We start from the raw sequence: 21,677 nt of genomic DNA, 5'->3' as shown, positions 1-21,677 counted from the left end.
CGATTACCTTAAATAATAGCTGGCATCTTCAGCGCTACGAATGCACTCAATATTGCCTTGTTCAAGGATGTATTCAGCGGCTAATTCGTGGCATAAAAAGTACGGCATACTTTCGGTAAAGCCATACGCGCCACATTGGCTGAATACCAACCAGTCTTGCTCATTTAAATCGCTCGCTAATTGGTGCTCACCTAAGCAATCAAGGGCGGTGCAAAGCGGGCCGTATAAAGTCATTGCCGCAGGCTCAGCCGTCGATTCGCGAAGTAAGGCCGCAGGGAAATCTTGGCTTGTCACAGCTGGGCGAAGTAAATGGTTAATACCGCCTGATAAAATCACCTGCTGTTGATTGTAATTTACTTTACGCTCAACCACTGGCGTTGCGTAATGGCCGCATTCGCCCACCGCATAGCGGCCAAGTTCCATCCAAAGCTCTTTGACACCGGCATCTGCTTTAATGCTAGCCAAAGTCTCAATAAGTGCAGACCAATCGAGTCGGTTAGCATCTTGAGTATAAGGAATGCCTAAGCCACCCCCTAAGTCGAGAATATTAAGGTTAATGTTTAATGAGCGTGCTAGCTGTTGCAGTGGCGCAATCATCGCGCGCCATAGCTCGGCGAGCTTGTCAGTGCTCAGCATATTGCCCCATTGGAAAATATGCAGACCATCAAAGCTAAGAGCAGGGTAATCACTTGCAGTGAGTGCTTGCCACTCATCGCAGCCCAAACCAAAAGGAGTAAGACTATCGCCGCCAAGTGGATTCTTTTCGCTGTCTGGCCAACGAAGTTGAACACGCAATAGAACTTGCAGCTGACAATTTGCTTTTGTTGCTTGTTCGTTTAACCAGCGCACTTGGTTAATGCTCTCGGCGACAAAAGTACGTACGCCGCGAGCAATAAAATGTGAAATTTGTTTAGGGCTCTTTGCAGGCCCAGTGTTGAGCACGCGCTCGCTATCGATGCCTTGGGCAAGTACTTGCTCAAGTTCACCTTTACTTGCAACATCAAAGTTAAATCCTGCGCTGTCTAAACATTGAATAATGCGAGACAACGGGTTGGCCTTAACGGCATACCAAAGTTTCACATCGGTTTGCGCAGTCAGTTGATTTAAATGTGCAGTTAATTTATCTAAATCATAGATAAAAAATGGCGTATCAAGATGCGCTGAAACTTGCTCAACCGCTTGCTTGATATGCGTGCTCAAAAAGCTCATTAACGTAAAACCTCTTCTAACAGTAATGATGCATCGCTTTGTTCATCACGGTATTTCACGATCAATGCACACGACATGCTAAGACCTTGTTCACGAGCCCATGCATTTGAAGCTGGGCGAGAGCCTGGGATCACAATCGCGTTTTCTGGGATGGCTTCACCTTTGTCTAGCTGGCGCTCATTAACGCAATCGTAAACAGGAATGGTTGCCGATAAACGTACACCCGGCGCAAGTACAGCACCTTTTTTCACAACCACACCTTCAACAATAACGCAGCCTGCACCGATGAATGCGTCATCTTCAATAACCACAGGGCTGGCACCAATTGGCTCAAGCACACCACCTAATTGTACTGCTGCACTTAGATGAACATTTTTACCCACTTGTGCGCATGAACCGACTAATGCGTGGCTGTCGACCATCGTGCCTTCGTCGATGAACGCGCCAATATTTACATATGCTGGTGGCATGATAATGGTGCCTTTAGCAACGTGTGCGCCACGACGAACACTGCTACCACCTGGTACCATACGCACGCCAGCATCGGCTGCAAAGCCTTGTGGAGCTAAGTTGTGCTTATCAACAAAACCACCCGGGAACTCAGTGTTTGTGCCATTTTTAAAGGCTTCTAAAATGCCTTGTTTAACTTCAACATTGGCGTGCCAGTTGCCGTTCTCGTCTTGTGTTGCCGCGCGAACTGCGCCTGTTTCTAAGTTGTTTAATAATTCTAACCAGCTCATGATAAAACCTGTTTTTAGTTCCAAGATAAAATTGTGTTGTTTGCGTGGGTGATGCTGTCTGTTTGCTCAAGCTCTAAATGCGTAAGCGGCGGACGTAAATGCGGGGTATTTATTTTACCTTGCAGGTGCATCAGTACTTTTACGGGGATTGGATTTGCCACAGCGAATAAACTTTGAATCGCTTGCGACCAATCGGTGAATAGATTTGGGTATTGACCACTTAAACTGCGTTTAACAAACTCATGGGTTTGACTCGGCCAAGCATTCGCGGCAACCGAAACTAAACCTTTTGCTCCAGCTTGAGCAAAATACGGCATAAGAGCATCATCGCCACTAAATATGGCCAGTGTTGGCGATGCCGTTCTAAAGCCTTCAAATTTGCTAATGTCGCCACTGGCTTCTTTTAAAGCCCAAAGATTTTTGTGGTCAGCAAGGTTTTTGATCACCTGCGGTGAAATCTCAACTGCACTGCGTCCAGGTACGTTATACAGCATACAAGGGTGGTTACTTGCGTTTAGTAGGCTTTCAAACCAATGCGTTTGGCCAACAACCCCAGGTTTTGCATACAGAGGTGAACCCAATAGATAGCCATGAATAGGTAGTTGGTTGCAGTATTCAACCCAAGCAACTTGTTGTTTGAGGTTCATGCCGCCCACAGCAACCATGAGTGGTACACTCGGTGCTAATTGGCAAACATGCTCAACGATGGCTTGTTGCTCTTTGAGTGAAAGCGCCAGTCCTTCACCGGTACTGCCAAGCAATAAAATGCCGTTATTTGCATCTTGTTGCTCTGCGACCAGTTGTTCAAGGGCCGTGTAATCGACCTCGCCAGATTCAGAAAATGGCGTGACAAGCGCTGTCCATAATGGATAGTCGTTTAAATCAAAATTGTTGATCATCTCTCACGAACTTATAAGGTATTCGAAGAGTTTATGCGGGAACATTTGAATGGAGCCGCATGTCGTCGTTCGAACAAGGTATAATTCGAAGAGCGAATGGGCTTAAAATAATAAAGACGCGACGGCCTTATTATACTAAGACCAGAAGCTCTCCACCAAACTAATCAATAGCACTTTGCTATTGTTGGTGACAGTCGCTGGGATTCAGCCCAGTCGCCCGAAATAAGCACCTCACAAACGGTGTTACTTCTCGGCGTTAATTCCCCTCACGTATGATCAACAGAGTCTGTGCTCTTCCCATACGCTACCTGAATAACGCACCTCTTCCAGCCCTTTATGCTCGCTTTAAAGGTTAAAGCCAACATACTTAAATAGGGTATTTGCAGCGATTAAAGCATTTTAGCCGTCTAGGTGTCAAGGCGAGGAATTTGTTTTTTAGTGACCGAATTTGCAACATGGTTACGTATAACCGTGTTTTTACGTACACTTAGCGCTAACCAAATCAATTGGAAAAATGATGGAAAAATTTAACGATATTTATCAACGAGCCGTATCTCGAAAGGGCAGTGAAGAAATGCTGCAAGCACTGTTATCAAACCCGCTCGACGATGCTGATATTGCTAAAATGCATGACGATTTATGGTTAGAAGAGTTCACGCGTAAAGTCTTTCAAAGCGGTTTTTATTGGTCTGTTATCAATAATAAATGGGCTGGTTTTCGTGATGTGTTTTGGGATTTCAGTGTAGAAAAATTGTTGATGATGCCGCCAGATATGCTCGAGCAAAAAGCCAGTGATGAGCGAATTGTTCGTAATTTTAAAAAAGTACAAACGATCCCAGAAAATGCGTACATGATCCACGAAGTTGCTGAGAAGCATGGCAGCTTTAGCCAATTTATTGCAGATTGGCCTACTGACAATATTATTGGTTTGTGGGCTTATCTTAAAAAGCATGGTGCGCGTTTAGGGGGAAATACTGGCCCATACGCTTTACGAGCGCTTGGTAAAGATACTTTTTTACTTTCTCGGGATGTAGAAGCCTATTTGCGTGCCCATGAGTTGATAGATGGCGGCTTACAAACTAAAAAGTCACTGCAAGCAGCGCAAGATTTTTTCAACGAATTACAACAGCAAAGCGGTTACAGCCTGCAGGCACTAAGCCAACTAGTGGCCTATGGTGTAGGCGATAATCGTGTGGGTGTCGCAACACGTTAAGGACAGTTATGAAACTGCAAACTCGATACACAGATATTAGTGAACTACTTGCTATCAAGGATATGCCGAGCGCCGTTGCCGAGCCGCAATTACTGCTATTTAATGACAAGCTAGCTGATAATTTCGCAATTAAACACGACAGCGAATTTTTAGCTAAATTGCTATCTGGTTCAACGATAGATAACGACGTTGCGCCGGTTGCTCTTGGTTACTCAGGTCATCAATTTGGTCATTTTTCACCGAGTCTTGGTGATGGTAGAGCGCATTTACTTGGTGCTATTGCAGATAAAGATGGCACATTGTGGGACTTGCAGCTAAAAGGCGCTGGAGCAACAGTGTTCTCGCGCGGTGGTGATGGTCGCTGTGCCATTGGTCCAGCTGTTCGAGAGTACATTATGAGTGAGGCACTTCATGCGCTTGGCATCGCAACTACGCGCTGTTTAGCTGTGGTTACAACTGGCGAAACGGTATATCGTCAGCCACCACGCCCGGGGGCAGTTGTTACTCGCCTAGCTAAAAGTCACATCCGTGTTGGTTCATTTCAATACTTAGCTACACAAGGTGATATAGAAGGGCTAGAGAAGCTCGTTGATTACGCAATTAATTGTCATTTTCCAGACATTAGCAGTACGGGTGAGCAGCGTTATATTGAGTTTTTAACTGCTGTACTCGATAAGCAAATAGAGCTGGTTATCAGTTGGATGCGAATTGGCTTTATACACGGTGTGATGAACACAGATAATACCTTGATTAGTGGTGAAACCATTGACTATGGCCCTTGTGCGATGATGAATCAGTTTGACCTAGACACGGTATTTAGTTCGATTGACCATCAAGGGCGTTATGCATTTGGAAATCAACCGAATATTGCTAATTGGAATATTGCACGCTTGGCTGAAAGCTTAATTCCGTTATTTGCTGATCAAGAGAGTGCCGTCGAACAACTCTCACCGGTTGTAAATGGCTTTGCAGCTAAATTTAATGATGCATTTAATACTATGTGGCAGCAGAAATTAGGATTAGCAGGTCAGCACGAAGGCGATCATGCTTTAGTTTCAGAGTTGCTAGGTTTAATGAAGCAACATCAGCTCGATTATACTAATACTTTCAATGCTCTGACTGAATCTTTACTTGCGGATTTTGCAATTCCAACTAGTTTAAAAGAGTGGCATAAAAAGTGGAACGTGAGGACTTCGTCTAAAAGTTATGAAACTATGCGCGCTGTTAATCCTGCAGTCATTCCACGTAATCATACTATTGAAATGATCCTAGCGGAATACGAAGCATCGGGAGAAAGTTCATTAAAAGACGCCTTTTTAGAAGCATTTAACGATCCATATGTTTACGATGAGCGTCAATTTGAATGGCTTCAGGCCCCAAAAGATTATGATAAAAATTATCAAACTTTTTGTGGGACCTAGTCATTTAAATTAACTAGGAAAATTCCTATTTATTGAATTTAACTGTATGCTGATTGAGCGCTCTAATAGGCGGTGGTATTATAGATTTTAGGCTAATCTATTGCTTTAAAAGATGATCTCATACGGTATTCGAAGCTGGTTTGGTCATACATTTAATCGCTTATCTACGAAATTAGGCTAGGCTATTATTAGTACCTTAATAGTTATGGATTAATTAATAAGTTGAATGTCAATGCAAAGTAACTAATCGTTTTTTGTGTTGTTAAAGTTTTGATTACTCAAAAAATACGAGCTCTTACGAGCTTTATTATGAAAATGGGAAGGAAACAATGAAACTGAAATCACTGACTATAGCTTTGGCACTTGCTGCAACTAGTGCTTCAACATTTGCTGCTGAGAAACAAGGTTTTTATATCGGCGCATTTGGCGATTACTATGATAATTCATGGGAAAATGTTCGCGATTACGCACCAGGCGGCCTTGATGTTGATGATTCAACAGGCTGGGGTTTAGAGCTGGGTTATCGCTTTAGCGATTACTGGAGTGCTCGCTTAGAATATGCTGATATGGATTTTGACTGGACCGCTGAACTAAACGATGGCACATCGATGAGCGGTTCTGAAAGTGGTAAGCGTTACGGTATTGATGGTTTATATCACTTCGGTGGTGGCCCATTTTACGGTATTTTTGGTTTGAAAAACCTTGATGCTGTTGATGAGGATTTAATGTTTGCAAACGTTGGTGCTGGCTACCAACACTACTTCACAGATAACTTTGCTTTCAATGCCGAAACTTCTTTGTACCAAGGCCTTGATCGTGGTTACACCGATGTGGGTGCTAAGTTAGGTTTAAGCTATATCTTTGGTAATCAAAGCAGCTCTGCGGCTCCTGTTGAGCCAGCTCCTGTAGTAAGTGGACCTACAGATAGCGATAACGATGGTGTAATGGACGCTGATGACCAATGCGCAAATACACCAATGACTGATGCGGTAGATAGCAAGGGCTGTACTCTTTATGAAGAAAAAGAGGCAACAATCACTTTACTAGTTACTTTCCCGCATGATGTTGCAGAAGTACCAAATAAATACTTCAGCGATATTGCTGATGTTGCAGCATTTATGAAAGAAAACGAAGGCACATCAGTTGTTCTTGAAGGTCATGCATCAGCAGTTGGTGATGCGGATTACAACATGAAGCTTTCTGAAAAACGTGCTAAAGATGTAGCTGAAGAGTTAGTTAAAGACGGTATCTCATCAGATAGAATCTCTACGGTTGGTTATGGTGAAGAACGCCTGAAGAACAAAGCATATACGCTTGAAGCGCATGCAGAAAATCGTCGTGTTGAAGCACAAATTAGTACGGTTGAACGTGTAAAGGTTATGCGTAAGTAATAGATTACTATTAGCTTATTGTAATTTATTAATAATCTTGAGATTAAAGCTGAACTATTTTTATGGTTCAGCTTTTTTTATACCTTAAAAACGCATTTACTTTTTTAATAAACGCGATACTCTTAAAGGTATACGGCATGGTATAAAAATAAGGTACACTTATATTGATTTGAATCATCGCAGCAAATGGGTGATTATTGTACTATGTTCTTATTGTTATCTCGTGTAATTATCACTAGGTAAATTAGAGTTTTTTTGAGCACTGTTAATTTGGTATGGCATTCTATGGCATTTCGACGGTGCTAAACGTCACTTTTTTAGGTGGTGTTTTGAAATTAACAAATTTATTGTAGTTTTAGTTTATTAAGTTTGGATTAATTACTCATCATCTATCTTGACAGAGTTTAGGCTACACAGCCTTTAGTTACTTAAATGGAAGGGAAGGAAACATGAAACTAAAATCACTAACTATAGCTTTAGCTCTTGCTGCAACAAGTGCTTCTAGCTTCGCTGCTGAAAAGCAAGGTTTTTATATTGGTGCGTTTGGCGATTACTATGATAATTCATGGGAAAATGTTCGTGACTACGCACCAGGCGGTCTTGATGTTGATGATTCAACAGGCTGGGGTCTAGAGTTAGGTTACCGCTTCAGTGATTACTGGAGTGCGCGTCTAGAATACGCTGATATGGATTTTGACTGGAAAGCTGAATTAAACGACGGTACGTCGATGAGTGGTTCAGAAAGTGGTAAGCGTTACGGTATTGATGGTCTTTACCACTTTGGTGGTGGTCCTTTCTACGGTATTTTTGGTTTAAAAAATCTTGATGCGGTTGATGAAGATTTAATGTTTGCTAATGTGGGTGCAGGTTATCAACACTACTTTACAGAGCATTTCGCATTTAATGCAGAAACGTCTTTATACCAAGGTCTAGACCGTGGTTATACAGATGTGGGTGCTAAATTAGGTCTTAGCTACATCTTCGGTGCTCAAAGCGCGCCAGCTGAGCCTGTAGAGCCTGCTCCTACGGTTGTTCCTGTTGCTGTAGAACCAGTAGATAGCGATGGCGATAATATCCCTGATGCAGACGATCAATGTGCAAATACACCAATGACTGACGCTGTTGATGGCACTGGTTGTACGCTATATGAAGATCGTGAAGTAACTAAGAGCTTACTAATCACGTTCCCTAACAACACATCTAAAGTATCTCAACAATACCTAGATGATATTGATGCTGCAGCAGCATTCTTAAAAGAGCACCCAGGTACTGACGTAGTGCTTGAAGGTCATTCTTCATCAGTAGGTAAAGCTGACTACAATAAGTGGTTATCTAAGAAACGTGCTGATGCGGTTGCTAAGAAACTAATCGAAGATGGCATTGATCCAATGCGTCTAACTACTGTTGGTATGGGTGAAGAGCGTCTTAAAAACCCAGCAAACACACCAGAAGCTCACGCCGAAAACCGTCGTGTTGAAGCGAAAGTAACTGTTATTGAACGTGTTAAAGTAGAGCGTTAATCTAACTCTTTACGCAAATTTTAAAAACCCAGCCTAGTGCTGGGTTTTTTCTTTTCTAAGTACTAGGAATTGGTTAGATAGGAATGATTCTTAATAAATATTCATTTGAATAGCGTTTTTTTCTAGTACTATTCATGGTATTTATAGTGACTATTAAACTCCTTACTTACCGCATGGATTTTCATCTATACTTAAAAGCTTTATAATTAACTGTCAGAATACTATAAGTACTGGGTCTTAATTGGTATTTAGCTTAATACTACCGAGTACTTTCACGTCACCAAGAGGGCAATATTGTGCTACAAGAATATCGTAAACACGTAGAAGAACGTGCCGCGTTAGGTATCGTACCAGCGCCATTAGATGCTCAGCAAACGGCTGATCTTATTGAATTAATCAAAAATCCACCGGCAGGTGAAGAAGAGTTTATCGTTGATCTTCTAGTTAACCGTGTACCACCAGGTGTTGATGATGCTGCTTACATCAAAGCAGGTTTCTTGGCTGCAGTTGCAAAAGGTGAAGCGAGCTCTCCACTTGTATCAAAAGAAAAAGCAGCTGAGCTACTTGGTACTATGCTAGGTGGTTACAACATCGCGCCTATGATTGACCTTTTAGATGACGAAGCGTTAGCGCCAATCGTTGTTAAAGGTTTATCAAACACATTATTAATGTTTGATGCTTTTTATGATGTAGAAGAAAAAGCGAAAGCGGGTAACGAATTTGCTAAGCAAGTAATCGAATCTTGGGCAAATGCTGAGTGGTTTGTGAACAAGCCTGCAGTTGCTGAAAAAATCTCAGTTACCGTATTCAAAGTAACTGGCGAAACAAATACTGATGATCTTTCACCTGCTCCAGATGCATGGTCTCGCCCTGATATTCCACTACACGCTTTAGCAATGCTGAAGAACGAACGTGATGGTATCAATCCTGAAAAGCCAGGTGAAGTTGGTCCAATCTCACAACTAGAAGAGCTTAAAACGAAAGGTTTACCTCTTGCATACGTTGGTGATGTAGTTGGTACGGGTTCATCTCGTAAATCTGCAACTAACTCTGTACTTTGGTTCATGGGTGATGATATTCCTCACGTACCGAACAAACGCGTTGGTGGTGTATGTTTAGGCGGTAAAATCGCTCCTATCTTCTTCAACACAATGGAAGACTCTGGTGCATTACCAATCGAACTACCTGTTGATGAGCTAAACATGGGTGACCAAATCGATATCTTCCCATACGAAGGTGTTGTTAAGCGTCACGGTACTGATGAAGTAATCTCGACTTTCTCTCTTAAATCAGACGTAATTCTTGATGAAGTGCGTGCTGGTGGTCGTATTCCACTGATCATTGGTCGTGGTTTAACTGATAAAGCGCGTGCATCACTAGGTATGGAAGCAGAAGATATCTTCCGTAAGCCAGCGCTTGTAACTGACTCTGGTAAAGGCTTCACATTAGCTCAGAAGATGGTTGGTAAAGCATGTAACATGCCTGGCGTACGTCCTGGTCAATACTGTGAGCCGAAAATGACAACTGTTGGTTCGCAAGATACAACAGGTCCTATGACACGTGACGAACTTAAAGACCTTGCGTGTTTAGGTTTCTCTGCAGACTTAACAATGCAGTCTTTCTGTCATACATCAGCTTATCCTAAGCCAATCGACGTAAACACTCACCACACACTTCCTGATTTCATCATGAACCGTGGCGGTGTATCACTACGTCCTGGTGACGGTGTAATCCACTCATGGTTAAACCGTATGTTATTACCAGATACAGTAGGTACTGGTGGTGACTCACATACTCGTTTCCCTCTAGGTATTTCATTCCCAGCGGGTTCAGGTGCGGTAGCATTCGCAGCAGCAACAGGTGTAATGCCTCTTGATATGCCTGAGTCAATCTTAGTACGTTTCAAAGGTGAAATGCAGCCAGGTATCACACTACGTGACCTAGTTCATGCTATCCCTTACTACGGTATCAAAGAAGGTCTTCTTACAGTTGAGAAGAAAGGTAAGATCAACGAATTCTCTGGTCGCGTACTAGAAATCGAAGGTGTTGAGCACCTAACAGTTGAGCAAGCTTTCGAACTTTCTGATGCATCAGCTGAGCGTTCAGCGGCAGGTTGTACTGTTAAACTTTCTAAAGAGTCTATCGCTGAATACCTTGAGTCAAACATCGTAATGCTTAAGTGGATGATCTCTGAAGGTTACGGCGATGTTCGTACTATTGAGCGTCGTATCACAGCAATGCAAGAGTGGTTAGCTAACCCAGAACTTATGGAAGCTGATGCAGATGCAGAGTACAAGCACGTACTTGAAATCGATCTTGCAGACATCAAAGAGCCAATCCTTTGTGCTCCAAATGACCCAGATGATGCGCGTCTTCTTTCAGACGTAACAGGCGAGAAAATCGACGAAGTATTCATCGGTTCTTGTATGACTAACATCGGTCACTTCCGTGCTGCAGGTAAACTACTAGATGGTTTCAGTGGCCGTATCCCAACTCAACTTTGGGTTGCACCACCAACGAAGATGGATAAAGACCAGCTTACTGACGAAGGTTACTACGGTATCTTTGGTCGCGTAGGTGCACGTATCGAAACGCCAGGGTGTTCACTATGTATGGGTAACCAAGCACGTGTTGCTGATAAAGCAACAGTTGTTTCTACCTCTACGCGTAACTTCCCTAACCGTCTTGGTACTGGCGCTAACGTATTCTTAGCATCAGCTGAGCTTGCAGCAGTAGCGGCAATCTTAGGTAAACTACCTACACCTGCTGAGTACCAAGAGTATGCAGATAAGATCAATGCAACTGCAGCTGATACTTATCGTTACCTGAACTTCCACCGTATGCCTCAATACACTAAAAAGGCAGACAAAGTAATCGTTCAGCAAGCTGTTTAATTTTAGCTAAATTAAATGACAAGAAAGCCCGCTTTTAGCGGGCTTTTTATTTTAGATAAAATTTCTAAAATATTTATAAATACGATCTTAAAGCTACATAAATCATCATCAGCGTTTACATAATAACGCAAAAATTTCCTACCAATTGCATTAAAATCCTCGCCAATATTCTCAACGTATTAAGGCGAGATCGAAATGACTACATTAAACAACCAGAACCTTTTACAGCTTCGTTTTGTAAGCCAAGCACATATTGACGCAGTTAAGCCTTCTTTTGCTAACCTACCTGCTAACCCATACGCAGATGGTGAATTTCGTAAGCGTCGTTATTCAGTAATTAAAGTTGTTGATGGTGAATTAAAACTACAACCAACAAAAGCATTCGTGCAAGATGACTCAATCAATACATTCCAAGGTAATGTTGAGCGTACTTATGAAAATCTAGAAGATAGCTTATTAGCGACTGATGGCATGAAGCAAATCGTTAATCAGTTCCGTGATATGACGGGTATCAGCGATGATCGCGATATTGAAATTCACCAATTCAGAATGCTTGCGATCGACAGCGACACTCCAGCTGCACCTGAAGGTGTTCATCAAGATGGTTTTGATCACGTATGCGTATGTGGCGTATCACACGAAAACCTAGAGGGTGGTGAGCTACTTGTTTATGAACACCAACAAGCTGAACCATGTTTCAAAATGGAAATCAAAGACGGCATGTTCGCACTGATTAATGACCGTGAAGTATGGCACAACGCTACACCAATGAATAAATTAGACGCAAGCAAAGAAGGTTACCTTGATTGCTTCGTACTAACTGCGTAAGGGTAAACTATGAACTTAACGCAATTACGTCGCCAGTTCCCTGCACTTATGCAACAAGTTGCAGGTCAGTCACCTATTTTCCTTGATGGCCCAGGTGGCTCGCAAGTACCACAGTCAGTTCTAAGCGCTATGAGTGCATATTTGGGTTACTTCAACTCAAACTTAGGCGGCGCATTTTTCTCAAGTGATAAAACGGTAGAGTTAATGGCAAATGCTCGCCAAGCTGCAGCCGATTTATTAAATGCGCCATCTAAAGAGCAAATCGTGTTTGGTGCAAACATGACAAGCTTAACGTTTAGCTTTAGCCGTGCCATCTCGCGTGATTGGACTGCTGATGATGAAATTATCGTCACCAATGCCGATCACTTCTCAAACGTATCATCTTGGCATCAAGCCGCTGAAGATAAAGGCGCGACAGTAAAAACTACCCTTATCAACGAAGCTGATTGCAGCCTAGATATGGCACATTTTGAAAGCCTTTTATCTAGTAAAACAAAGCTTGTTGCTGTGACATATGCGTCGAACACGACAGGCTCAATTAATGACATTAAACGCATCGTTGAGCTTGCACATGCTATTGGTGCGCTAGTTTATGTTGATGCCGTACATTATGCACCTCATGAGCTTGTAGACGTACAAGCACTTGATTGTGACTTCTTAGCCTGCTCTGCATATAAGTTCTTTGGTCCTCACCTTGGTATTGTCTATGGCAAACGTGAGCACCTTGAAGGTTTCACACCATATAAAGTTGAACCTGCAAAAGATGTTGCGCCAGGTCGCTGGGAAACGGGTACACAAAGCTTTGAAGCGCTAGCTGGCTTAATTGCTGCTGTTGATTACATTGCTGCAATTAGTGAGCTTGATGATACTCATTCACGCCGAGATAAATTAGCTGCTGCATTTGCTATGACTAAACAGCACGAAATGACATTAAGTAAGCATTTCTTAACGCGTTTAGCTGATTACCCGCGCATCAAGTTGTTCGGTATTGATGATCTAGAGCGCGTAGCTTCACGCACACCGACTTTTGCTTTAACGTTTGAAGGCATCGAGCCACGTGTTGTGTCTGAATTTTTAGGTAAGCAACATATTTGTGTGTGGGATGGTAACTTCTACGCTCAAGGCTTATGTAAGCAGCTAGGTGTATTAGAATCAGGCGGTGTAGTACGCATTGGTTGTATGCATTACAACACAATTGAAGAGCTTGATAAGGTTTTTGATTTATTTGATCAATTACTGGCAGATTAAAGCTGAGTTGTTGGTTTTAAGCAGCCCGAGTGGGCTGCTTTTTGTTAGCATAAAAAGCGTGATATCAAACGTTGCATTCTTTCTACTAACAGCTTGCCGCTAAGATTGTGGTTGGCCATATATTTGTTCCGCGCGGTTGAATAAGACCCACGAGGTTAAAATATACTTATCATTTGAAATTGGCTTATTACCACGGTGTGTGTGGGTAAAATAGCCCGGTGCTACGACCATAGAACCCTGTTTAGGCGATATTTTTCGTTGTTGATAGTAAAACTCAGTTTCACCACCTTCTTCTACATCATTTAAATAAAACATAAATAACAGCACACGATGCAGAGCTTCGTTGTGGCCTGCTTGCGGATATACCTCGCTATGCCAATAAGGGTAACCACCTTTATTGATATCGTATTTTTGTGCTTGAATTGGACCCATACGAAAAATCTGCTGCACGAGTAATGGCAATTGTGGTTTGCCGACTTCTTCAAAGTTATCTTGTGTTAGGTCAACAGGTTTGCCTGTTTGCGGATGGTAAACCTTTAAACCAAAGGCGCCAATCATCATAAAAATATGCTCTTCAAGGTATTTGAAGACGTAACCCGCAGTCGTTTGTTGAATATGCTTAAGTTGCTCAGCGTATTCAGAGTGATTATTAAGGTATAAATCGCGGCTGTCTTTTTTCGCTAAATCTACTCCGCCTGAGGTAGTGCCTTGTTTTAAATGAGGGCTTTGTTCAAATACCGTGATAAAGTTGTCGCAAAATTCTTTGCTGAGGGCGTTTTCGTATACGCGAATAAAGTCCGTCATGAGCTACCTTTAGTTTATATTTTTTATAGGGTTACTATGTTTACTGAAACTATCACACCACGCTTTAGCGAAACAGATGTGCTAGGGCACATCAACAATACCGTACTCCCTGTATGGTTTGAAGCCGCCCGAGCGCCTATTTTCAGGTTTTTTACGCCTGATTTAAACCCTTATGAATGGAAACTGATCATTGCTAAGGTTGAAGTAAGCTTTGTGGGTGAGTTGTTTTATGGTCACGATGTCACAGTGAAAACCAGTGTTGAGCATGTCGGCTCTAGTTCATTCGTACTGCGCCAAGAGGCTTGGCAGCAGGATAACTGCTGTGCCGTTGGTAAAACCGTACTAGTACGTTACGACTTTGCAAATAAATGCTCGCAAAAACTTAATGAGCAAGAAAGGGCTGACCTCACAGCGCATCTAATCGCTGATGAATAAGCCATTTTTTGCCGACATTTATGTGTGCTTGGGGTAAAATGCGCCTTCATTATTTTGACTGAGTAATTTTGGGTTACACGCAATGCTGTTAATGATCGACAATTATGATTCGTTTACATACAACCTAGTGCAATATTTTCAGCGCTTGGATCAAGATGTATTAGTTAAACGAAACGATGAGATCAGTATCGCTGAGATTAAACAACTTAACCCAGAGCACGTCGTACTGTCACCTGGGCCCTGTTCGCCAAACGAAGCGGGTATTTCTTTACAAGTGGTGGAACAACTAAAAGGGCAGTTGCCAATTCTCGGTATTTGCTTAGGGCACCAAACCATTGCTCAGGCTCTGGGTGCTGATGTTATTCGCGCTAAGCAAGTGATGCATGGTAAAACATCATTAGTTAAGCATAGCAACCAAGGTGTGTTTAATGGTTTAGCTAACCCGCTGACGGTGTGTCGTTATCACTCACTTGTGGTTGATAAACAAAGCTTACCTAGTGACTTCACTATTACTGCATGGACAGAACAAAATTCTGATTTTGATGAAATTATGGGGATCATGCATAATGATTTAGCACTTGAAGGCGTGCAATTTCACCCCGAAGCAATTTTGACCCAACAAGGGCTTGAATTACTTGCTAACTTTTTAACTCGCTTCTAATCTTAGGCTAGTGAATTAACAAATATGACCGACAATACGCCTGTGCAAATGACTGAAGAAACCCGACAACAAAGGACTGCGATGGTGCTTAATGAGCGCGCGCACGATCTTTTGCTTGGTCATAGTTTTGCGCAGCGCCAAATTGGCTTTATTCATACCTTAGAAATCGATTATGGCGAGTCAATGGAGCAACGTACTTTATTAGAAGTAGAAGTTGCTGCTGAAAAAAAACGTCAGAAGGTAAGTACGGCGCATCATAAATATCGTGCTCAAGCGAGTAAGCAGTTACATCAAGTTATTGAAACAGCGATGAATAAGCAGCTTGAAGATATTGATACTGTAATTCACGAAACGATTGGGATTCAAGACAGTGTACCTGCTATTTTAGATATTTTAGCTGTACGTTCAGCTTCAGTGGGTCGACTTGAGCCTTTGGTTAAAGATTTAAGCTGGCTGGGGCGCGAGCTAGTCGCGTTTGTGAACTTGCCTTTTTACCGTCAACAACGTAATAAGCATACTTCCGTTAAAGTTGATAACCCGCTTTTAGCACTTCGTTACATTGGTTTAGATAACTTGAAGTTTGTCGTGCCGACATTTGCTGTACGCCACTGGATGCCCCATAGTACTGAGCCATTCCCGCTTTTAAAGCGTCGACTAAGAGATAATTCAATGGCGTGTGCCATTGCAGCGCAAGAAATAGCAAAGCTAAATGGCGTAAATGAAGAACATGCATTTACGCTTGGAATGCTGCTTGATGTTGGGAAGATTGCCTTAGTACGTTTGTATTTACGCACTTTTGAGCGAGTTTGGCAGCGTAAAGTAACTATGGCTCGTGATGAACAAAAGAAAGACTTGCATACTGCATTATTAGAGCTCAAGCCTGATCCTTTGTTTTTAAGTAGTTTGCTTAGCAAGTTGTCATTAAAAGTAACCGCAACAGTAATTGAACAAATGGCCTTTAGGTATTTACCATTTAATGCGGTGATGCAGCAGTTAACGACTCCATTAGCTAAAAACGATGAATATTTGCCGCTTACCAAGGTGATTTTAAAAGCACGTTGTTACGCTCAGTTTTTAAGTTTAAATGAGCATCAATTGGTCGAAAGTGACGAAACTGAGCGTTGGTTTGCACACTTCGATTTCACTAAGGAGGAGCTTGAACAGTTAGCTAAATGCAATTTTGAGCACTTTCATATCCAAATTAATTAAAAAAATTGTTAATTTTTTTGCGACTATTCATTCATTGTTTATCAATCCACAGCGACAAAGTTTTTGTCATTAGCCAGTGCTTGGCTCACTAGCCTTACGCCTTTTTGTAGTATTTCGAGCAAAAAAAGGCCTTCAAATAGTTATTCACTATCCATGAAAAAATATCTCAAGCCCTTTGTTTTCAAGGCCTGCATGAAAGTTTTCTAAGAGACATAACGAAAATTTTCTGAAATAATGGATGAATGAAAATTGAACCAAAGAGTAATTTTGGTGATTTTGCGCTAAGCTCAATCGGCTAAGTAAAATGGCTTAGTTTTGCTTTAAAGCGCCACCAAACTCTGTGTGTGCTTACAATTATGAGGATATAAAATGACAGTCAATCGCGAATTATTTGATCAAGTAATGGTTCCAAACTATGCACCATCAAGTGTTATTCCTGTTCGAGGCGAAGGTTCTCGCGTATGGGACCAAGAAGGTCGCGAATTTATCGATTTTGCGGGTGGTATTGCTGTTAACTGTCTTGGCCATTGTCACCCAGCTCTTGTAAGTGCATTAAAAGAGCAAGGCGAAAAGATTTGGCACTTATCAAATGTAATGACTAATGAGCCAGCGCTTCGCTTAGCTAAAAAGCTAACTGATGCAACGTTCGCTGAAAAAGTATATTTTGCTAATTCAGGTGCAGAGGCAAATGAAGCGGCACTTAAACTTGCACGCCGTTTTGCACTTGATAACTTTGGTGAGCAAAAGTCACAAATTATCTCATTCAACAAAGGTTTCCACGGCCGTACTTTCTTCACTGTAACAGTAGGCGGTCAAGCTGCATACTCTGATGGTTTTGGTCCAAAACCTGGTGATATCGTTCACTGTGACTACAACGATTTAGCGGCATTTGAAGCGCTTATCTCAGACAATACTTGTGCGGTAATGATGGAACCTCTACAAGGTGAAGGTGGCATTATTTCGCCAACTGCTGAGTTTGTTGAGGGTGTTCGTGAACTGTGTACTAAACACAATGCACTACTAATCTTTGATGAAGTACAAACCGGTGTTGGCCGTACGGGTGAGCTTTATGCTTATCAAGGTCTAAATGTAACTCCAGATATCTTAACGACTGCAAAAGCATTAGGTGGTGGTTTCCCTATCGGTGCGATGATCACCACAACTGATATTGCTAAGCACTTAAAAGTGGGTACTCATGGTTCTACTTACGGTGGTAACCCACTTGCGTGTGCAGTAGCTGAAGCTGCATTCGACACAGTAAATACACCAGAAGTACTTAACGGCGTTAAAGAAAAGTCAGCGTTATTCCGTGAGTTACTAACTGCGATTAACGAAAAGTACAATGTATTCACTGAAATCCGTGGCGAAGGTCTATTAATTGGTGCTGTAGTAACAGAGCAATTCAAAGGTCGTGCAAAAGAGTTTTTAGTGGCTGGTACTGCAGAAGGCGTTATGTCTTTAGTAGCTGGCGCTGATGTTGTTCGTTTCACTCCGTCACTTGTAATTCCAGAAGCTGATATCCGCGAAGGTATGGCTCGTTTCGAAAAAGCAGTTGCAAAAGTCGTTAACGGCTAAACGAAACTGTCATTTCAGGGCAAGTTAAGCTTGCCCACATTTCTTAATTTACCGTTATTTATAAGGGAGCAAGCGGACTTATGATGATCCTTCGCCCAATCCAGCAAAGCGATTACCAAGCGTTAGTAAAGATTGCTGATGAGTCAGGCCATGGCTTTACGTCTTTGCCTAATAATGAAGAGTTATTACAAAAGAAAATTGATCATTCTGTCAGCTCATTTGCAAAAGCTGCGCAACAGCCAGGTGATGAAGGTTACTTGTTTGTTCTTGAAGATAGCGAAACGGGTGAAGTTGTAGGGACTTCGGGGATTGAAGCTGCAGTTGGTTTAGATGATGCTTTTTATCATTATCATCTAAGCAAAGTGATTCATTCTTCTCGTACGCTAGACGTGTATAAAGCCGTTGATATATTAACCCTGTGTAACGATTACACCGGCGCAACTGAGCTGTGCACATTATTCTTAAAAGATGGCTACCGTAAAAATAATAACGGTAAATTGCTTTCAAAAGCGCGTTTTATGTTTATTAATCAACATAAAGAGCGTTTTGCTGACACCGTAATTGCTGAGATGCGTGGTGTTTCTGATGACAATGGCGAAAGCCCATTCTGGCAATGGCTAGAAGAGCACTTTTTCTCGATGGACTTTCCAACGGCAGATTACTTAACGGGTATTGGCCAAAAAGTATTTATTGCCGAGTTAATGCCTAAATATCCAATTTACGTCAACTTACTGAGCAAAGATGCGCAAGCTGTGATTGGTCAAGTGCATGATAATACACGCCCTGCGATTGAACTTTTAAAGAGCGAAGGTTTTACCTTCAATGGTTATGTAGACATTTTTGATGCAGGCCCAACTGTTGAAGCAAAAGTTGATAACATTGCTACAGTGAGAAATGCCCAAACGGTTAAAGTAGAAATAGGTGAAAGCCAAGGCGACACTACGGTCTTGTTAGCAAATGATAAAATTGCTGATTTTAGAGCAACCGTGACTCAAGTTAGCCTATCATGTGATGCCGATAGCATTACAATCTCAAGTGAATTAGCAAAAGCACTTCACTTAGAAGCGGGTGATTCAGTATCACTTGCAAAACTATAGAATTCAGGAGACATATTAATGACTCATGCAGCGCAATTTATTAATGGTCAATGGCAAGCAGGCCTTGGTCATACTTTTCAATCTGTAAACCCAGCAAATAATGATGTAATTTGGCAAGCAAACACTGCCACTGCTGAACAAGTAGACGGCGCAGTCGCTGCTGCACGTGAAGCATTTTACAGCTGGGCTGATAAAACATTTGCAGAGCGTTTAGCGATTGTAAAAACATTCGCAGAAACACTGAAAGAGCACAGCGAAGAATTAGCGATTGCTATCGCACAAGAAACAGGTAAACCACTTTGGGAAACACGCACTGAAGCAGGTGCGATGGTGGGTAAAATTGCTATCTCTGAAAAAGCATTTTTAGAGCGTACAGGCGATGTTGAAAACCCAATGCCACAAGGTCGCGCGATGATCCGCCACAAGCCTCATGGTGTTGTAGCGGTGTTTGGCCCTTATAACTTCCCTGGTCACTTACCAAATGGTCACATTGTACCTGCACTATTAGCAGGCAATACCGTGGTATTTAAGCCGTCTGAGCTAACGCCAGCAGTTGCTGAGTTAACGTTAAAGTTATGGCAAAAGGCTGGCCTGCCTGCAGGTGTTATCAACCTTGTGCAAGGTGAAGTAGAAACGGGTAAAGCGCTGGCATCTCATAAAGGGATTGACGGTTTATTCTTTACGGGCTCTTCGCGCACTGGTCATATTTTACATGAACAGTTTGCTGGTCAACCGGGTAAAATCTTAGCCTTAGAAATGGGTGGTAATAACCCGCTTATCGTTACTGATGTTGCTGATACTAAAGCGGCTATCCACGATATTATTCAATCTGCGTTTATCTCTACAGGTCAGCGTTGTACGTGTGCGCGTAAGTTATTCTTACCAGCAGACGAGCAGGGTGACGCCATCCTAGCGGGTCTTATTAAAGCAACGAAAGCAATTAAAGTCGGTGACTACGACGCAGAAGATCAACCTTTCATCGGGTCAATGATTTCTTCAGCGGCAGCAGCTGGTATGGTCAAAGCGCAACAGCAGCTTGTTGAGCTTGGCGCAGAAGTGCTTGTTGAGCTTACACATAAAGAAAATACCGGTTTTGTAACTCCGGGTATTTTAGAGTGTACAAATGTCGCTAACTTCCCAGACGAAGAGCACTTTGGACCACTGCTTAAAGTATTCCGTTTCACTGATTTTGATGCTGCTATTGATAAAGCGAATGACACAAGCTTTGGTTTATCAGCTGGCTTATTAAGCGACAGTGCAGCAGATTACGACCATTTCCTACGTCGTATTCGTGCGGGTATCGTAAACTGGAACCGTCCTATCACGGGTGCATCAAGTGCTGCACCATTTGGTGGTATTGGTGCATCAGGTAACCACAGAGCAAGCGCGTATTATGCTGCTGACTATTGTGCATACCCGGTTGCTTCGGTAGAACTTGAAAAAGTAGCAATGCCAGCGACATTAAGCCCAGGCTTAAAAATTGATTAATAATCGTAAATCATTACAAAAAGCAGCTTTGGCTGCTTTTTTTGTATGAGATGCTTGGCAAAGGTAGCAATTAAAAGCGCTTTCTGCTTAAATCTAAAGAGATAGTTTTTTATTAGGTGTGTAGTCGTATGGTTTTAGATAGGCAAGGGTACGATGATCTTGTCATGTATCTCACTCAAAATTTAGCGCTTTTTGAGAAGCCGGGTCAAATTAAACCAGGAGCTCCAACAGTGTTAGAGCTGATTGAAGATGTGATAGCAGAAAATGTCATGTTACTTTGCGAGCAACACACTGAGCTTAGTACTGAACAACGCAGCCAAATTGTTCGCGAAGTCGACGGTATCGTATATGACTTACAAGAAGTGCTAAGCAGCGTCACCAATCATACAGTAACCGTTGAACAGCACGCGTTTATAGATGAGTTTGCTGGATTAGTGAAAAACTTATTTGATAGTGCTGTTGTAGAAAGTGCCTAATGTGTAAAGCACAACACAATTTCTAGTCTTTAAGCGAGCAGCTCAACGTTAGGCAACTCGCTTTCCTTTAAAGCTCACCTCTTATCCCTTGCATCTGTGTGTGACTTGCTTACAATCAAGCAAAATAACTTTAAGAGATAAAGCACATGCAAGCGAATGTAAAATGGGTAGAAGGCGATACGTTTATTGGCCTTTCAAATTCAGGTCATAATGTAGTTTTTGATGCAGGTAGCGATAGTGCTGCGCCAAGCCCAATGGAAATGGTTTTAATGTCAGCAGGTTGTTGTTCATCTGTTGATGTTGTTAGTATTTTAAAAAAAGCCAAGCAGTCATTTTCTGATGTGCAAGTTAAGCTAACAGCTGAGCGTGCTGAATCAGCGCCTCGCGTGTTTACTAAGATTAACCTACACTTTGTGGTTACCGGTGATAATGTCTCTGAAAAGCACCTTGCAAGAGCGGTACAACTGTCTGCTGAAAAGTATTGTTCTGTAGCCTTAATGCTTGATAAGACAGTAGAAATTACGCATAGTCATGAAGTTGTGCAAGAACAGGTAAAATAACGCTTTTTC

At 42.1% G+C, this 21,677-nt stretch carries 19 protein-coding genes and 1 riboswitch; of the genes, 15 read left to right on the top strand and 4 right to left on the bottom strand.

The annotated features are described in order from the left end of the window. Positions 1–3 precede the first annotated feature (3 nt). Genes NO991_RS14225 through dapA form a run of 3 tightly spaced genes read right to left on the bottom strand, consistent with a single transcriptional unit; the run spans position 4 to position 2,848 of the window. A complete protein-coding gene (locus NO991_RS14225; RefSeq protein ID WP_054552404.1) occupies positions 4–1,209 on the bottom strand; it encodes a PLP-dependent decarboxylase in 1,206 nt (401 codons plus the stop codon). Then, a complete protein-coding gene (locus tag NO991_RS14220) occupies positions 1,209–1,949 on the bottom strand; it encodes a 2,3,4,5-tetrahydropyridine-2,6-dicarboxylate N-succinyltransferase (protein WP_300545497.1) in 741 nt (246 codons plus the stop codon). The genes NO991_RS14225 and NO991_RS14220 overlap by 1 nt, the downstream gene beginning before the upstream one ends. A gap of 14 nt (positions 1,950–1,963) precedes the next feature. Further along, positions 1,964–2,848: a 4-hydroxy-tetrahydrodipicolinate synthase gene (gene dapA / locus NO991_RS14215; RefSeq protein WP_054552406.1), complete on the bottom strand. Its 885-nt coding sequence runs from the start codon at positions 2,846–2,848 to the stop codon at positions 1,964–1,966. A gap of 137 nt (positions 2,849–2,985) precedes the next feature. Beyond that, a riboswitch (Lysine riboswitch) is annotated at positions 2,986–3,182 on the bottom strand. A gap of 183 nt (positions 3,183–3,365) precedes the next feature. Between dapA and NO991_RS14210 the strand changes: the two genes are divergently transcribed. The 7 genes from NO991_RS14210 to NO991_RS14180 all read left to right on the top strand — a co-directional run bounded on the left by NO991_RS14210 (position 3,366) and on the right by NO991_RS14180 (position 13,363). Next, positions 3,366–4,061 (top strand): DNA-3-methyladenine glycosylase I, encoded by a 696-nt coding sequence (locus NO991_RS14210; protein ID WP_054552407.1) that lies wholly within the window; start codon positions 3,366–3,368, stop codon positions 4,059–4,061. 8 nt (positions 4,062–4,069) lie between these two features. Continuing rightward, on the top strand, positions 4,070–5,482 hold the full coding sequence (locus NO991_RS14205; protein WP_371352138.1) for a YdiU family protein: 1,413 nt from the start codon (positions 4,070–4,072) through the stop codon (positions 5,480–5,482). A 329-nt stretch (positions 5,483–5,811) separates the two neighbouring features. After that, positions 5,812–6,873 (top strand): OmpA family protein, encoded by a 1,062-nt coding sequence (locus NO991_RS14200; RefSeq protein WP_199529774.1) that lies wholly within the window; start codon positions 5,812–5,814, stop codon positions 6,871–6,873. Between the two features lie 449 nt (positions 6,874–7,322). Then, positions 7,323–8,393, top strand: coding sequence for an OmpA family protein (locus tag NO991_RS14195; RefSeq protein WP_054552410.1), 1,071 nt, complete (start codon positions 7,323–7,325; stop codon positions 8,391–8,393). Between the two features lie 296 nt (positions 8,394–8,689). Continuing rightward, on the top strand, positions 8,690–11,287 hold the full coding sequence (acnB, locus tag NO991_RS14190) for a bifunctional aconitate hydratase 2/2-methylisocitrate dehydratase (protein ID WP_054552411.1): 2,598 nt from the start codon (positions 8,690–8,692) through the stop codon (positions 11,285–11,287). A 195-nt stretch (positions 11,288–11,482) separates the two neighbouring features. Then, positions 11,483–12,115, top strand: coding sequence for a 2OG-Fe dioxygenase family protein (locus tag NO991_RS14185; protein WP_054563473.1), 633 nt, complete (start codon positions 11,483–11,485; stop codon positions 12,113–12,115). A gap of 9 nt (positions 12,116–12,124) precedes the next feature. Beyond that, complete coding sequence (locus NO991_RS14180) at positions 12,125–13,363, top strand: cysteine desulfurase-like protein (RefSeq protein WP_300546091.1); 1,239 nt, start codon at positions 12,125–12,127, stop codon at positions 13,361–13,363. A 99-nt stretch (positions 13,364–13,462) separates the two neighbouring features. Here the strand turns inward: NO991_RS14180 and NO991_RS14175 are convergent, their stop codons facing one another. After that, on the bottom strand, positions 13,463–14,167 hold the full coding sequence (locus tag NO991_RS14175) for a 2OG-Fe(II) oxygenase (protein ID WP_235377664.1): 705 nt from the start codon (positions 14,165–14,167) through the stop codon (positions 13,463–13,465). Between the two features lie 36 nt (positions 14,168–14,203). Here NO991_RS14175 and NO991_RS14170 point away from each other — a divergent pair, with 36 nt between their 5' ends. From NO991_RS14170 to NO991_RS14135, 8 genes are all read left to right on the top strand, one after another. Next, entirely contained in the window at positions 14,204–14,602 is a 399-nt protein-coding gene (locus NO991_RS14170) for a thioesterase family protein (RefSeq protein ID WP_187489512.1), read from the top strand. Positions 14,603–14,684: 82 nt separating this feature from the next. After that, positions 14,685–15,263 carry an aminodeoxychorismate/anthranilate synthase component II gene (locus NO991_RS14165; protein WP_138602457.1) on the top strand — a complete coding sequence of 193 codons (579 nt, stop codon included), beginning with the start codon at positions 14,685–14,687 and terminating at the stop codon, positions 15,261–15,263. 48 nt (positions 15,264–15,311) lie between these two features. Further along, on the top strand, positions 15,312–16,472 hold the full coding sequence (locus NO991_RS14160) for an HDOD domain-containing protein (protein ID WP_138602479.1): 1,161 nt from the start codon (positions 15,312–15,314) through the stop codon (positions 16,470–16,472). A gap of 369 nt (positions 16,473–16,841) precedes the next feature. Further along, positions 16,842–18,047 (top strand): aspartate aminotransferase family protein, encoded by a 1,206-nt coding sequence (locus NO991_RS14155; RefSeq protein ID WP_054552417.1) that lies wholly within the window; start codon positions 16,842–16,844, stop codon positions 18,045–18,047. 80 nt (positions 18,048–18,127) lie between these two features. Then, positions 18,128–19,144 (top strand): arginine N-succinyltransferase, encoded by a 1,017-nt coding sequence (gene astA, locus NO991_RS14150; RefSeq protein ID WP_054552418.1) that lies wholly within the window; start codon positions 18,128–18,130, stop codon positions 19,142–19,144. Between the two features lie 18 nt (positions 19,145–19,162). Then, positions 19,163–20,632, top strand: coding sequence for a succinylglutamate-semialdehyde dehydrogenase (astD, locus tag NO991_RS14145; RefSeq protein ID WP_054552419.1), 1,470 nt, complete (start codon positions 19,163–19,165; stop codon positions 20,630–20,632). A 128-nt stretch (positions 20,633–20,760) separates the two neighbouring features. Continuing rightward, positions 20,761–21,108, top strand: coding sequence for a DUF3802 family protein (locus NO991_RS14140; protein ID WP_054552420.1), 348 nt, complete (start codon positions 20,761–20,763; stop codon positions 21,106–21,108). A gap of 146 nt (positions 21,109–21,254) precedes the next feature. Next, positions 21,255–21,668, top strand: coding sequence for an OsmC family protein (locus tag NO991_RS14135; protein WP_054552421.1), 414 nt, complete (start codon positions 21,255–21,257; stop codon positions 21,666–21,668). The last annotated feature ends 9 nt before the right edge of the window (positions 21,669–21,677 follow it).

The sequence above is a fragment of the Pseudoalteromonas sp. DY56-GL22 genome (genome assembly GCF_041414715.1).
Classification (GTDB): Bacteria; Pseudomonadota; Gammaproteobacteria; order Enterobacterales; family Alteromonadaceae; genus Pseudoalteromonas; species Pseudoalteromonas simplex.
Note: the sequence above shows the minus strand (reverse complement) of the source record. Positions and strands in the feature narration are given on the sequence as shown.

What these genes read in the sequence shown, in the direction of transcription:
- NO991_RS14225 (WP_054552404.1), bottom strand. Translation starts at nt 1,209, where the DNA reads ATGAGCTTTTTGAGCACGCATATCAAGCAAGCGGTTGAGCAAGTTTCA.
- NO991_RS14220 (WP_300545497.1), bottom strand. Translation starts at nt 1,949, where the DNA reads ATGAGCTGGTTAGAATTATTAAACAACTTAGAAACAGGCGCAGTTCGC.
- dapA (WP_054552406.1), bottom strand. Translation starts at nt 2,848, where the DNA reads ATGATCAACAATTTTGATTTAAACGACTATCCATTATGGACAGCGCTT.
- NO991_RS14210 (WP_054552407.1), top strand. Translation starts at nt 3,366, where the DNA reads ATGGAAAAATTTAACGATATTTATCAACGAGCCGTATCTCGAAAGGGC.
- NO991_RS14205 (WP_371352138.1), top strand. Translation starts at nt 4,070, where the DNA reads ATGAAACTGCAAACTCGATACACAGATATTAGTGAACTACTTGCTATC.
- NO991_RS14200 (WP_199529774.1), top strand. Translation starts at nt 5,812, where the DNA reads ATGAAACTGAAATCACTGACTATAGCTTTGGCACTTGCTGCAACTAGT.
- NO991_RS14195 (WP_054552410.1), top strand. Translation starts at nt 7,323, where the DNA reads ATGAAACTAAAATCACTAACTATAGCTTTAGCTCTTGCTGCAACAAGT.
- NO991_RS14185 (WP_054563473.1), top strand. Translation starts at nt 11,483, where the DNA reads ATGACTACATTAAACAACCAGAACCTTTTACAGCTTCGTTTTGTAAGC.
- NO991_RS14180 (WP_300546091.1), top strand. Translation starts at nt 12,125, where the DNA reads ATGAACTTAACGCAATTACGTCGCCAGTTCCCTGCACTTATGCAACAA.
- NO991_RS14175 (WP_235377664.1), bottom strand. Translation starts at nt 14,167, where the DNA reads ATGACGGACTTTATTCGCGTATACGAAAACGCCCTCAGCAAAGAATTT.
- NO991_RS14170 (WP_187489512.1), top strand. Translation starts at nt 14,204, where the DNA reads ATGTTTACTGAAACTATCACACCACGCTTTAGCGAAACAGATGTGCTA.
- NO991_RS14165 (WP_138602457.1), top strand. Translation starts at nt 14,685, where the DNA reads ATGCTGTTAATGATCGACAATTATGATTCGTTTACATACAACCTAGTG.
- NO991_RS14160 (WP_138602479.1), top strand. Translation starts at nt 15,312, where the DNA reads ATGACTGAAGAAACCCGACAACAAAGGACTGCGATGGTGCTTAATGAG.
- NO991_RS14155 (WP_054552417.1), top strand. Translation starts at nt 16,842, where the DNA reads ATGACAGTCAATCGCGAATTATTTGATCAAGTAATGGTTCCAAACTAT.
- astA (WP_054552418.1), top strand. Translation starts at nt 18,128, where the DNA reads ATGATGATCCTTCGCCCAATCCAGCAAAGCGATTACCAAGCGTTAGTA.
- astD (WP_054552419.1), top strand. Translation starts at nt 19,163, where the DNA reads ATGACTCATGCAGCGCAATTTATTAATGGTCAATGGCAAGCAGGCCTT.
- NO991_RS14140 (WP_054552420.1), top strand. Translation starts at nt 20,761, where the DNA reads ATGGTTTTAGATAGGCAAGGGTACGATGATCTTGTCATGTATCTCACT.
- NO991_RS14135 (WP_054552421.1), top strand. Translation starts at nt 21,255, where the DNA reads ATGCAAGCGAATGTAAAATGGGTAGAAGGCGATACGTTTATTGGCCTT.